At 48.8% G+C, this 12,964-nt stretch carries 13 protein-coding genes; 3 read left to right on the forward strand and 10 right to left on the reverse strand.

All coding sequences use genetic code 11. The features are described from left to right. The first annotated feature begins 130 nt into the window (after positions 1-130). Positions 131-955, forward strand: a complete 825-nt coding sequence (locus G358_RS0100265) for an alpha/beta hydrolase family protein (RefSeq protein WP_019635186.1) — start codon at positions 131-133, stop codon at positions 953-955. 106 nt (positions 956-1,061) lie between these two features. Here G358_RS0100265 and G358_RS0100270 read toward each other — a convergent pair whose 3' ends face one another. The 7 genes from G358_RS0100270 to G358_RS0100300 form a co-directional block, all read right to left on the reverse strand. Continuing rightward, positions 1,062-2,261, reverse strand: a complete 1,200-nt coding sequence (locus G358_RS0100270) for an ABC transporter permease (RefSeq protein WP_019635187.1) — start codon at positions 2,259-2,261, stop codon at positions 1,062-1,064. Next, positions 2,258-2,947 (reverse strand): ABC transporter ATP-binding protein, encoded by a 690-nt coding sequence (locus tag G358_RS0100275; protein ID WP_019635188.1) that lies wholly within the window; start codon positions 2,945-2,947, stop codon positions 2,258-2,260. The genes G358_RS0100270 and G358_RS0100275 overlap by 4 nt, the downstream gene beginning before the upstream one ends. Then, a complete protein-coding gene (locus G358_RS0100280; RefSeq protein WP_157274209.1) occupies positions 2,944-4,014 on the reverse strand; it encodes an efflux RND transporter periplasmic adaptor subunit in 1,071 nt (356 codons plus the stop codon). Before G358_RS0100280 ends, G358_RS0100275 begins: the two co-directional genes overlap by 4 nt. Positions 4,015-4,020: 6 nt before the next feature. Continuing rightward, a complete protein-coding gene (locus G358_RS0100285) occupies positions 4,021-4,674 on the reverse strand; it encodes a Yip1 family protein (RefSeq protein ID WP_019635190.1) in 654 nt (217 codons plus the stop codon). Between the two features lie 175 nt (positions 4,675-4,849). Beyond that, positions 4,850-5,659 (reverse strand): ammonia-dependent NAD(+) synthetase, encoded by an 810-nt coding sequence (nadE, locus tag G358_RS0100290; protein ID WP_019635191.1) that lies wholly within the window; start codon positions 5,657-5,659, stop codon positions 4,850-4,852. Between the two features lie 90 nt (positions 5,660-5,749). Beyond that, positions 5,750-6,184 carry a BrxA/BrxB family bacilliredoxin gene (locus G358_RS0100295; protein ID WP_019635192.1) on the reverse strand — a complete coding sequence of 145 codons (435 nt, stop codon included), beginning with the start codon at positions 6,182-6,184 and terminating at the stop codon, positions 5,750-5,752. 194 nt (positions 6,185-6,378) lie between these two features. Next, positions 6,379-8,211: an ATP-binding protein gene (locus G358_RS0100300; protein WP_019635193.1), complete on the reverse strand. Its 1,833-nt coding sequence runs from the start codon at positions 8,209-8,211 to the stop codon at positions 6,379-6,381. Between the two features lie 144 nt (positions 8,212-8,355). On the opposite strand from G358_RS0100300, the gene G358_RS0100305 reads away from it, so the two are divergent. Beyond that, entirely contained in the window at positions 8,356-9,618 is a 1,263-nt protein-coding gene (locus G358_RS0100305) for a BaiN/RdsA family NAD(P)/FAD-dependent oxidoreductase (protein WP_019635194.1), read from the forward strand. 9 nt (positions 9,619-9,627) lie between these two features. Here G358_RS0100305 and G358_RS0100310 read toward each other — a convergent pair whose 3' ends face one another. Together G358_RS0100310 and G358_RS0100315 are read right to left on the reverse strand one after the other, a co-directional pair. Continuing rightward, the gene (locus tag G358_RS0100310) at positions 9,628-10,884 is read right to left on the reverse strand and encodes an ABC transporter permease (protein WP_019635195.1); all 1,257 of its coding nucleotides are present in this window, start codon (positions 10,882-10,884) and stop codon (positions 9,628-9,630) included. Positions 10,885-10,906: 22 nt separating this feature from the next. Continuing rightward, entirely contained in the window at positions 10,907-11,611 is a 705-nt protein-coding gene (locus tag G358_RS0100315) for an ABC transporter ATP-binding protein (protein ID WP_019635196.1), read from the reverse strand. A gap of 264 nt (positions 11,612-11,875) precedes the next feature. On the opposite strand from G358_RS0100315, the gene G358_RS0100320 reads away from it, so the two are divergent. Continuing rightward, positions 11,876-12,343 carry a MarR family winged helix-turn-helix transcriptional regulator gene (locus tag G358_RS0100320; protein ID WP_019635197.1) on the forward strand — a complete coding sequence of 156 codons (468 nt, stop codon included), beginning with the start codon at positions 11,876-11,878 and terminating at the stop codon, positions 12,341-12,343. Between the two features lie 107 nt (positions 12,344-12,450). On the opposite strand, the gene G358_RS0100325 is transcribed toward G358_RS0100320, so the two are convergent. Further along, positions 12,451-12,795, reverse strand: a complete 345-nt coding sequence (locus tag G358_RS0100325; RefSeq protein WP_019635198.1) for a hypothetical protein — start codon at positions 12,793-12,795, stop codon at positions 12,451-12,453. Positions 12,796-12,964: the final 169 nt, after the last annotated feature.

The raw sequence follows: 12,964 nt of genomic DNA on the forward strand, positions 1-12,964 counted from the left end.
ATGGTTCGGCAAAGTGTGCCAATCACTGTAACAGGATCGTTCAGTGAAGCGAGCCAATAGCCGATATGGTATAATAACGAAGTGAAGAATCAACCGACTCAAACCTGTCACGAAAGGATGCGTTTGAACAATGCCGAGCGATTTCATGATCCCGCTGGAAGACGGTTACACCCTGCAGTGCACCCGGTTTCCGGCACAGGAGCAAGCTGCCAGCCTTATCATTATCGCCCATGGGTATAAAGGATTTAAGGATTGGGGAATGTTCCCTTACGCTGCCGAACGCCTTAGCCAGAAGCACGAAATTATCACTTTTAATTTTTCCCACAATGGCATCGGTGACAACCCGTTTGAATTTACGGAGCTCGAACGATTCGCCGTCAATACATATGAGCGGGAACTTGCAGACCTGACCGCTTTGATCCGCCATTTGCAGCAGGAAGAGCAGCTGCGTTCTCTCCCGCTATTTCTGCTCGGCCATAGCCGCGGCGCTGGCGTCTGCCTAGTGTATGCTCTGGATCACCCTGATACCGTTGCCGGCGTTTTGTCATGGAACGGTGTTACAAATCTCGATGTATTCACTGATGAACAGAAGCGGGAAATGCGCGATAACGGGCGCAGTTATGTCACGAATGGACGGACAGGACAGCAAATGCCGCTTGACGTTGTTATTCTCGACGACATGGACAAACAACAGGCACGCTACGATATTTTGAACCGTATTAAAGACGCGAGCTTCAATATCGCTCTCATACAAGGCTCGGATGATAGTATCCATCTGCGGCGCGGCTCCAGCCAATTAGTCCAGATCAGGCCGGACATTCCCTGGATTCATATTCCCGGGGGCAACCATACGTTCAACGCCGTCCATCCTTTCCAGGGGACTACTCCCCCGTTGGAAGAAGCGCTTAGAGCAAGCCTGTTATTTATTTCGCAGACGTTGTCTACAATAAAATAAATGGGCGCCTGTCTCTGACAGAAGCCTTGCAGCAGCAAATAAGGTTGCCCTGAACGAGTCATGAAGCTGACTTTCAGGGCAACCTTATTTTTATTTAATGACAAAATTATTCATATCTCAAAGCCTCGATAGGATGCAGCTTGGATGCCTTATTGGCTGGATATAATCCGAAGAAAATGCCCACCGCGGCCGAAAACCCGAATGCGAGCAGGATCGCCCACGTAGACACGACAAACGGCCAGCCTGAAATGAATGAAAATAAATAAGCCGCTCCCAATCCAAATAACGCTCCCAAACTACCCCCTATAAAGCAAAGAACGACTGCTTCAATCATAAACTGCAGCATAATAGTGCCTGGTGTAGCTCCAATCGCTTTACGAATGCCGATTTCACGAGTTCGCTCTGTTACCGAAACAAGCATAATATTCATGACGCCAATCCCGCCAACGAGCAATGAAATCCCGGCAATCGAGCCGATAATCGTCTGTAAAATAGAAAACGTGCTTGAAACCATTTGCTCCGCTTCTTTTCCCGTTTGCGAAGCATAGGCATTTTGGTCGACATTATTTAAATCGGCAAGCCATTTTTTGACGACCTTCACAGTTTCATCCGTATTTTCCGGGTTAGAAGCCACCGCCTCCAACGCTTGAAACCGTTCATTTTCCCCATTTTTCCCGGCAGGCATCGCAGTTATTGGCGCAAAGGCAGTGTAGGACTGACCCTCAAATCCGCTCAAAATGGATTCCTGTGGCTTAAAGACACCGATAATGCGGAAAGTTCCTTCCGAGAGCACCAGCTTTCGTCCAATCGCTCCCCGGTCCGAGCCATACACCTTCTCGGCAAATTTACTTTCAACGACGATAACCTTCTGTCTTGCGCGCTCTTCTTGCGAAGTAAAGAAACGCCCTTCCACCATATCAATTTTTTGCATTTTGCTCGATTCAGACGTAGTGGCAGTAATGGAGGTGCGTAATGTCTCCTTCTTATGCTTCATCGTCATGGAATAAGGCAGGGAAGAGGATGCGTAACGCACTCCAGGCAATTTTCTCACTTCCATTAAATCGCGCATCCGGAAATCCGTATCCGCATTTCCACCGTTCTCCATCTGGTTCTTATAAATTACGAAGTATCCATCCTCGTAAACGGAAACGATCGATATGATCGAGCTTTGCCCAGCTTGGCCAATCGAGACGACGGTAACGACCGCAGCTACACCGAACACAATGCCGATCATCGTCAAAAACGACCGCAGTTTGTTCAGCCGCAAATTATCCAGCGCGACCCAGATACTCTCCCATATGCTCATGTTCCCACCCTTTCTTTGCGCGTATCCTTAAGCATCTGCCCATCTCCGAACAGTAAAATCCGGTCGGCATGCTCCGCGATATCAGGCTCGTGGGTAACAAGCACAATCGTTGTTCCTTCCTGATGAATCTCTTTGAACAGCTGCATAATTTCATGCGATGATTTCGTATCCAGGTTTCCAGTCGGCTCATCTGCAAGCAGGATCGGGGCATTCATCGTCAAGGCTCTGGCGATCGCCACGCGCTGCCTTTGTCCGCCCGACAACTCTGTCGGCCGGTGCTTGACCCGCGTATCGAGGCCCACCTTCTTCAGCAGCTCATGGGCCCGCTCATTGCGCTTATCGCGCGGAATTCCTGCATACATCATCGGAAGGGTTACATTTTGCAGCACTGTCTGACGACCCAGCAGATTGAAGCTTTGAAAGACGAAGCCGATCTTGCGGTTGCGTACCCGGGCCAAGTCGTCCTCATCCAGCGTATGAACCTCTTCCCCATCCAACACATAACTGCCGGAGGTTGGCACGTCCAGACACCCGATAATATTCATCAGCGTAGACTTGCCTGAGCCGGATGAACCCATAATCGCTACGAACTCCCCTTGCTCAACCTTCAAGTTAAGCGGCTGCAGCGCCTGAACTTCAAGCTCGCCGTTCTTATATACTTTTGAAATGTCAGTTAAGGTAATCATTGCAGCTTCACCTTTTCACCGTCTCTTAGCAGCCTGGCCCCTTCCGTAACAACACTTTCCCCTTTAACGGCACCTGATACGATTTCAATAAATTCTTCGTTCTCCTTGCCGGTCGTCACCTCAGTTTTCACGGCTGTCTCGTCCTGTATTTTGAACACATAGGCCTTGTCGCCTTCATATTGAACAGCCTCCAACGGCACGAGAAGCCGCTCCTTATCCGGTATTTCCAATTCAACCGTGACGTTGTAGCCAGGACGAAGCTCAGGGGAGACTCGATTCAGCTTAACCGTCATTTCAACGGATGCATCTTTTGAGGACTGATCCGCGAGCACAGCTATGGGAGACATATACGTCACTTCTCCGTCATAAATCTCTGCAATGGATTCACCGCTAACTACCGCTGCCATTCCCTCAAACACTTTCCCCGCATCCAGCTCGTTAAGATTGGATTTTACTTTATAGGAAGATAAATCTACAACAGTAGCGATCGGACTGCCCTCGGCAATCATCTGTCCCGGATCGACGAGAACCTGGGTCAATACTCCCTCCTCGGCCGCAGTAACCACGCGGTTGTTCAGCCTTTTCTCCAATGACGCAATCGTTAACTGGCTGCTCTGAATCCTAAGATCATAAGCGGTCAAATCAAGCTCCTCTACCTCAGCAGCAGGGTCGTCGACAATCAACTGTTTAAATTTTTCAAAGTGCTGCTTCTTCGCGGCTAATCGCTCCGCCTCTACCATTTCGATATTCAGCCGCTCCTTAGCAATCTGCTCGTTCACATCATTAATACTAAAGGTAACCATGACTTGCCCCTTCTTGACCGCATCCCCCTGCTTTACACTGACAGACTCCACAACTCCACTGACCGGCGAATACAAATCCGTACTCTTTCCCGGCTCCAGCTTGCCGCTCGTATAAATCTGTTCCGTAATTAATCCTTCAATTACTTCGGTCGTAGACACGGTAATTTTTTTGTTCATATTCGTCATATTAGCTAAGGCTAAACCAATAATCGCCAACCCGAGTACGGCTCCCCAAAACCATTTTTTCTTAAACAAATTAATCACCCTATCTTATGTAGTTATTCTGCTGGCAGAATATAAGACCGAAATCAGCGTGAAGACGACCCAGGTGGCAACAATCCATATCGCTACCTTCTTACGAGGGCGCTTCATCATAATGGCCACGCCTATGATTTGCAGGCACAAGCCCCAAATTGCAAACGGACTGATTTGAGAAAGCAAGAGATACGGCAGGCTTGGCCTGTCTGCTACCAATGCTCCAAGACTAAGTGTAACATCCGATATGGACTTTGCATCAAATAACACCAGCAAAATGGAGGTCAATATCGTTCCAATCGCGGCCGGTAAACCAGCAAAGGCTACTACGTTTACCAACTGCATATACCTTCCTTCCCCGCGCAAAATCAAATTCAGCAGTATAAGCAGCAGCGCGGTAAAGAAGAGCGAGACGACCAGCATAAAAACTATGCCTATATAGGACCATAAAGGCGTCGAATTGAGGGTCTGCTCAATAAAAGCTGCATCAAGTCCCTGCTTCTGCAGCATCAATCTTGTTTCATTAATAATGAACGGCATTTGTAACATCGTAGCAACTACGGATAGTATCGTCGTTAATATTAATGGTAAAATCCAGGCCGTCTTACTGTCCCTAATCCTTTCAAATGTCTCCCCAGGTGAGAAGAATATCGTCAGTAAATTTTTCAATACAGTTCCTCTCCTTTTTGCTTAACAATAAATTTTATTAAAATATACAATGAAAATAGTTTAATCTCTAGGTTATATACGTGAAAATAGAATAGAAGATTCATTAAACTTGCATATGAATATAAACATGGAAAAAAAGCCCCATATCCCTTGTTGGAAATAGAGCCATTAATATTTATATGCCTGGTATCGGACTGCGCTTAGGTTTTGTTTTCGTATAATACGACTCCAGACGCTTTTGGACGGCGGGTTCCACCTGTTTGCCTTCTAAATAATCGCTAATATCCTCATAGCTGATGCCCAGCTCTTGTTCATCTTTCTGCCCCGCCCACAGGCCGGCGCTTGGCGCCTTATTCAGAACACTGTCCGGAACAGCTAAGGCAGCGGCAATTTGCCGAATTTGGCGTTTGTTCAAAGAGCTTAGCGGCATAATATCGGCTGCGCCATCTCCCCATTTTGTAAAAAAACCGGTAATGGATTCCGATGCATGACCGGTTCCTGCTACCAATAAATTCAGCTCGGACGCTAATGCATACTGCATGATCATCCGGGTTCGGGCTTGCACATTCCCTTTGCCGGGTATGCTCAGATGTCTGTACTGGCCTATATTTTTCATGCCATGTTCTACTTCCAGAGCAATTTCGTCAACCGTATCCTCTATGTTCGTTTCTACGGTATGGATGAGCCCTAACGCTTTCGCTGTCTCGTAGCTGTGCCCGATATCCTCTTGGTCGCCGTACGGCTGAAAAACTCCCAGTGTTATGTAATCGCTGCCGGTCTCCTGCGCAAGCTCATCTGTGGCCCGCTTACATAGCCCGGCCACAGCTGCACTGTCCAATCCTCCACTGATGGCGATCAGCAGCCCGGAAGCTCTGGAGCTCTGTACATGCTCCTTCAGGAAATCGACGCGTCTCCGTATTTCTTCATCGGCATCAATACTCGGCTTTACGCCAAGAAGCCGGATAATTTCCGCCTGCAGGCTCATAGCTTCATCCCTCTCCCTTGTCCTGATAAGAAAAACGCCCCGCCAATACCGGTTATCCGATATGCAGGGCGCTTCATTCGATAGCTCGCCTTATCGGCAGAAACGGTCGAAAGCACTCGTTAATTCAGCTGCAATGTCTTCTGCTGAACGATCCTCGATTTGGTGACGTTCAATAAAATGAACTAGCTCGCCATCCTTTAGAAGAGCAATCGAAGGCGATGAAGGCGGGTATGGCGCAAAATATTCACGGGCCTTGGCCGTAGCTTCCTTATCCTGTCCAGCGAAAACGGTGTAAAGGTGATCCGGTGTTAAATCGTTCTGCAGCGCTTTGGCGACGCCTGGGCGGCATTGTCCGGCTGCGCAGCCGCATACCGAGTTTACTACGACAAGAGCCGTGCCTTTGGCAGCAGGAAGCTTGGCTTCAACATCTTCAGGCGTACGAAGCTCCTTGATGCCAAGCACCGTCAATTCATCTCTCATTGGTTGAACCATATCGCGCATATATTGGTCAAATGACATGGACATGTACTTTCACTCCTTATAACCAACTGATTAACACAGTAATGTGATCTTTATCTCACCTGTGTCGGGCTATATTTTATTATACATCCATCAAGGAGGAAAGCAACTTTAAGTGCGCAGTTTCCGCTGCATGATCATTGCGTCATCGCCTTGGTTCCTCCCCTTCCGCATCTTACTGGATTTATTCAGGCCGCAGCTTACGATGAGCTGCCATTCAACGGAAAAACGGCAATAAACGTCGTACCGGTCCCTTCCTCGGAATGAACCGTTATTTTCCCGCCATGACGCTCCATAATACTAAGGCATAGCGGCAGGCCAAGCCCTGTCCCCTTCATTTTCGTCGTATAGAACGGTGCAAACAGCTTTTCCCGCTGCATTGCTGAAATTCCGGAACCCGTATCACTAACGAACAGCTGAACCCCTTCCGATTCCAGTTTGGTGTTCAGCATCAGAAGGCCTTTATCCCCCATCGCCTCCATCCCGTTACGCGCCAAATTGAGAATTAATTGCTTCACTTCCTTAGCATTTAAATACAATAAGGGAACACGTTCATCCATAATTATCTCTATGCTCTGTCCGCGCAAATTCGCATCGGCCCAAAGCAGTGGCGTGAGTTCCTCAATAATGCGGTGCAAGCTGCAAAGCTCCTTCGTAACAATCCGATTTTGCGCCAACGCCAGAAAATCATTAATGATGCTATTAGCACGGTCAAGCTCTTCCATAACAATGCGGTAGTAATGATCCAGGTCGTTTGGACTTTTTTCGCGCATCAGCTGCAGAAATCCTCTCACCACAGCCATCGGATTACGGATTTCATGCGTAATTCCCGCCGCCATTTGGCCGACAAGGCTAAGCCGCTCCACATGATTCAGCTCCATCCTTAGCGTCTCCAGTTCGGTAATGTCCTGCACAATTATGACGACGCCGCATACTTCCTCCGTGCCGTTTGTTGTAATCGGGGAGGTGCTCGTAAAAAATACTTTATCCTGAAATTGCAGCAGTTCGGTCGACTTCTCGTTATGCTCTATCGTCCTCTTTACCCGCGAGGCAATGACATCTATATTAAATCCGCCGCATTCTCCGCTCAGCCGTATGCCGATCAGATCATCTCTGGTCGCGGAAGGCACCTCATTTCGATATAATTGAAGAAACGTGTCATTTACGGAAACGATACTGCCTTGATGGTCGATGATAATGATGTTCAGCGGCGCGGCATCCATAATTTGCTGCAGCTTTCCTGCTTCTCTGGCACATTCATGCGATAATCGCGTAATTTGCTCAGTCAGCCGGACCCTTTCAATCGTCTTCTCTACAAAGTAGACGTACATGCTGCTAAGCAGAGCCGCAGCGGTTATAATAAGCACTGCAGCGCCTATAACGCTGGGAACGTGATCCCCGTCCATATTTCCAGGCTGCAGCGCCGACGTTAGCGTGATGATTTGTCCGGCTGCAAACAATGCCGTCATCATCCTAATTTTGTTCCGGCGGTTTAGCTTAATAAAGCGGCCGGATAGTCCAATGATTAATGGATAGATCAGTACCCCTGTATCCGTAAGCCATCCTGTAAAAGTGAGATTATCTGTATATAAAGGAAACAATGACACATGAATAACGCCCAGAATGAGGCCGCCCCATAGTCTGCCGTACAGCATCAGTGCAATTAAGGGCATATTGCCAAGTTCCAGCGGAATGCCATGCCAGGGCTTACCGGAGAACAACACACAGAGCAGCATGCTTAGGGCGCAAGCAGCCGTAAACCCAGCCCCGTATGATGAACTTAAGCCGGCGCTTTCTGTGTTTTCGGTGTTCACGGTGCTTCCTATGCTTCCGATACTGCCTGTGTTTCCGATGCTACCTATGCTTCCGATGCTTCCGATGCTTCCTGTGCTTCCGATGCTTCCTGTGCTTCCGATGCTTCCTGTGCTCCCCGTTCTCCGGATCAAGCTGTATTTCTCATATATTAATGGAAACAAAAAGGCCGGCAGCCCTGCTATCAATGCCTGCAACACCATCTCTTTTACAGCATCCAAGTTCTCCCTCCTCAGGGAAGAATACTATCTAATTTCGATTAAAACATAGCCGACAAAGTTTTACAATATTTCATGTTTAAAGAAATATATTGTTCATACATGGTTGATCGCTGTTCAGAATTTGTAAATGAAAGGATTAGAACTATGAAAAAATATGATGTTGTAGTTATCGGGGGCGGGCCTTCGGGCTTGATGGCCTCGATTGCCGCGGCCCAGCAAGGAGCGACCGTCGCCCTGCTCGACAAAGGGGACAAGCTCGGACGCAAGCTCGGCATCTCTGGAGGCGGACGCTGTAACGTTACGAATGCTAAGGAAATCGACGAGCTCATTACTTACATACCGGGAGGCGGAAGGTTTCTGCACAGCGCTTTTGCCTTGTTCAGCAACCGCGATATTATCGCTTTTTTCGAAGGGCTTGGCATCGCGCTGAAAGAGGAGGATAACGGGAGAATGTTTCCCGTCTCAGACAAAGCCAAAACCGTCGTTGATGCTTTAATCGGCAAAGCCAAGTCGCTTGGTGTCGCACTGCTTGTGCATCACCCGGTTCAGGAGGTTATTTACAAGGAGGGCCGGACCTATGGCGTCAAGTTGATTTCCGGGGAAATCGTCCGCGCAGACGCCGTCGTTGTAGCTACGGGCGGTAAATCGGTGCCCCATACCGGGTCCACCGGGGATGGATATCCTTGGGCCGAAGCAGCGGGCCACACGATCACAGAGCTTTATCCAACGGAAACGCCGATTGTCTCCAAGGAGCCCTTTATTGCGAACCGGGAGCTTCAGGGTCTGTCCCTGCGAAATGTTAAGCTTTCTCTGCTTGATCCGAAAGGAAAAACCGTCGTAGCCCACCAAGGGGATATGATTTTCACGCACTTTGGCTTGTCAGGACCGATCGCCCTGCGCTGCAGCGGATTTATCCGCGGAGTTAAGAAGAAGCACAACGTATCCCAAGTTACGATGTCCATCGATTTATTCCCGGAGCAGAAGCCGGGGGCATTAGAGAATCATTTGCGCCAGCTGGCCGCAGCCGAACCGAAAAAGGCGCTCAAAAATGTGTTCAAAGGCACGATCCCCGAAAGGCTGCTGCCCTTGCTGTTTAAGCGCGCTAATCTGCCGGAGGATATCACTTACGAGCACTTGCCCAAAACGCCTTGGCAGGACTGGATTCAAGCGCTCAAAAATTTCACGCTGCAGGTTACCGGAACGCGGTCCTTTGAGGAGGCTTTTGTTACGGGGGGCGGCGTGCATTTGAAGGAAATCGATCCGAAAACGATGGGCTCCAAGCTCATGCCGGGACTGTATTTTTGCGGAGAAATATTGGATGTGCACGGGTATACCGGCGGCTACAACATTACGGCTGCTTTTACGACCGGCTACACTGCGGGTCATCATGCCGGGAAAAGGGAGTGAAGCGAAGGCTCACTCCCTTTTTTCACGTCCGCGCATCCTCCCTAACCAAAAGAGCAATCCCATGAACACCCCAGCCGGAACTGCCAGGACTATGCCCCAACCCCCGCGAAATAGGGAGACACCCAGGCCAGCGCTAATAAAAATGACGCCTGGCAGCATTAAAAGCCAATTGCCAAGCAGGGATGAACGAAGCTTCAGCTCTGGTTTTAATGGCAGTATGGCCATAAGCTCCCTTCCCATAAAAAATTTCCGGTACCCGTTCATCCAGTAATATAGCAGTCCAATCAGCAATGTGAATACCACGGCATTCGCCGGGAACGGCGGAACAATCACCGACACAATGCCAAGAACCGTAAACTGGGTATACAACACAAGCTCTCTTCCGCGAAAAAACGATTTCATAGTCGCCACGGCAACCTTGTCTTCGGGATGGCGGGATTGAAGCACCGGGTTGGAACGGCGGAATAGCCACGGCCGGGCTCTAACCTTTTCGGGGCGGCTCACGGCTCCGGATAGCACCATCCCCGTCAGCCTCGTCTTCTCAAATTCCTCCATCCGAATCTCCGCCTCAAATTTCCCTTTGATCCGCATTCTGATAAGGACCAGCCAGGCAGCTATAACCAAGAAGGCCAGGCTTAGAATTAAAGCTGCCAGCGAGTTCTGTCTCAACATGAACGCCCCGGTGATAAACACGGCTCCCAATCCAGCCACAACTAGCAATCCGAGCAGCGCCCTTCTCCAACCCGCAGTTAAAATGCCTATAATATTGCTGCCTAGCATGGCAACCGCCTTAACAGCCGCCCCCATGAAAAATAAGAGCATAATTTCGATTCCATCAAGTGAATAAACGCGAAGCAGCACGGGCAAAAGAACAAGGACGGCCAGCCCCAAAATCAGCCATTGTGTCAAAAGGCTTGTCAAAATACCCCGGTAGATGATGCCCCTCCTCCACTTCCTGCTTTGCCTTAGGAACATGACGTCTGCGGCCTCCTGATAAGTCATTAAACCGCCCCCGGTATAAATAACGATGAATAACAACACCGGGATAACCGCATACGGCAGTTGAACGAGCCATCCTGGCAGTTCCTCCTGCCACAAGCTATAGCTGCCCCGTCCAAAGATCAGCAGAGCCGGAATGACGATATAGAGCAGAACTGCCAAATCGACTACGGAACGAACGACGCCATACTGATCGCGCAGATGATCTTTCCAGCGCCCCATGAAGTGGCTGTGGATTGAGATTCGGTGCCTATCTCTACCAGACATATTGCTCCCCCCTCCCTGCATATTATTCAGCCAAGACATCAAAGCAATCAAATAACGAAGCCTTTGGGCGGCTGGCTGCAGAACGAATTTCATCGAGCGTTCCCCGGGCAGCAATCCTTCCCTGTGAGATCATGATAAAATCATCGCAGATCCGCTCCGCCGTATCGAGCACATGCGTCGACATGAGAATCCCTGCCCCTCGCTGCCGCTCTTCCTCCAGCAGCCCCAGAAAATCCTTCATCGCTCTCGGATCGAGACCGATGAACGGCTCGTCCACAATATAAATATTAGGACGGTTCAAAAAGCCGATCATCAGCATCATCTTTTGTCTCATTCCTTTGGAGAAGCCTCCCGGCAAATGATGCCGCACATCAGCCATCCTGAATTTCTGCAGCAGCCGCTCGCCTTCCGTCTCCAGGTCATCCTGCTTCAGCCCGTAAACGGCGGCAGCCAAGTCGAGATGCTCCCATAAGGTTAGATTTTCATAAAATACCGGGTGCTCCGGAATATATGCGTATTGACCGCTGCCAGACATGAACCGGACAGAGGCCTCCGCATAAGGAATTATCCCCAGTATCGTTTTTAGTATCGTGCTCTTGCCTGCCCCGTTCGCTCCGATTAATCCCGTCAGCTTACCGGGACAGACCGCCAGGGATATGTCATGAATTTTCGGATCCCCAAGCTCATAACCCGCTTCGTTGATATCGGCCTCAAGCAATGTCTCCATTAAACCCCATCCCTTTCCGAATCTATTTATTTACAAATATATACGAACAAGGACACCTTGCGTCCCAAGTTTTGGACAAACGATGAACTTTTCAATTTTAATTCATGTTTTAAATATGAATACCGCAAATTGTGATAAATTATATTTTTAAAAAATCGGTAATCCCCTAACATCATAACTGTGGAGCAATAATTGTGTACCAGAATGCACTGCAGGATTCTACTTGTATGGCCTCAACCAAATATAGATTAAGGCGGGATGATGATGTTGAAGACCGAGGAACGCGGAACCGATTTATCACTGCACTTATACCGGGTATTTGCCAAATCTTTCAAAAGTGTCAATGAGCATGCCGTTACGGGAAGCAAAATTCAAGGCTTCAACCCGACAGCCTTTGCTGTTATGGAAGTGCTCTACTACAAGGGGCCCCAGCCTATTCAGCAAATCGGGGCCAAGCTGCTGCTGCAAAGCGGCAATGTCACTTATGTCATCGACAAGCTGGAGGCGGCAGGCTTTCTGCAGCGTCAGCCTTGTCCAAGGGATCGGCGGGTCATTTTTGCTGAACTGACTCCGAAGGGCAAGGAGCTTATGAATAAGCTCTATCCGGAATTCTCCGAGAGAATTGACTATGCTCTCAGCGGGCTGGATAGTGAAGAGAAACAGCTGATGATTACTTTGTTAAAAAAAATGGGGCGTGAAGCTGAAAAGCTTGCACCGCTCGTCCGTAAATAACATGCATATGCAGTATTAGACGCTAAACAGGCTGCCCTTTCCCAAGTTGGGATGGAGCAGCCTGTTTTTTGTAAGTTTTTTTGTAATAGATGCATGGCAGCCGGAGCTTAAGTCGGATTTGTGATGCGGTGCAGCGCTTGAGCGCATTCATGAATATGCCGCACATAATCCTCGGCAAGATTTTGCACTTGCTCTGAGCGTTCGTTGACGGTTTGCCCTTCCCGCTCCACATCGACCAGGTTAACCTGCACTTCCCGCCGATCCATATAAGAACATTGGAAGTCAAATGAATAATCCTGGCGCCCCTCCACATCGATATGTACCCGCAGACTGTGGGGGTTAGCAAGATCAGCCCGGACTACGGCCGTGTCCCCCGGATTAAGATACTCCGGGAGCTCCGTTTGCCAAGCGTTCACCAGAGCATCCTGGCTCACATTCCATGTTTCATTCATTGTAACACCTTCCTTTTCTTTAAGGTGCGCCAATTGGTGTTACTTTTATACATTGTTGTTTTCCTCTAATTGTTATATGCCTTCAATTGCTATTTATCCTTAATCACCGCTTTTATCCTTATATGCCATTTTTAAATTTAATCACCATTTACCCAAAATGTTCATTTTT

The organism is Paenibacillus fonticola DSM 21315, from assembly GCF_000381905.1.
GTDB lineage: Bacteria > Bacillota > Bacilli > Paenibacillales > Paenibacillaceae > Fontibacillus > Fontibacillus fonticola.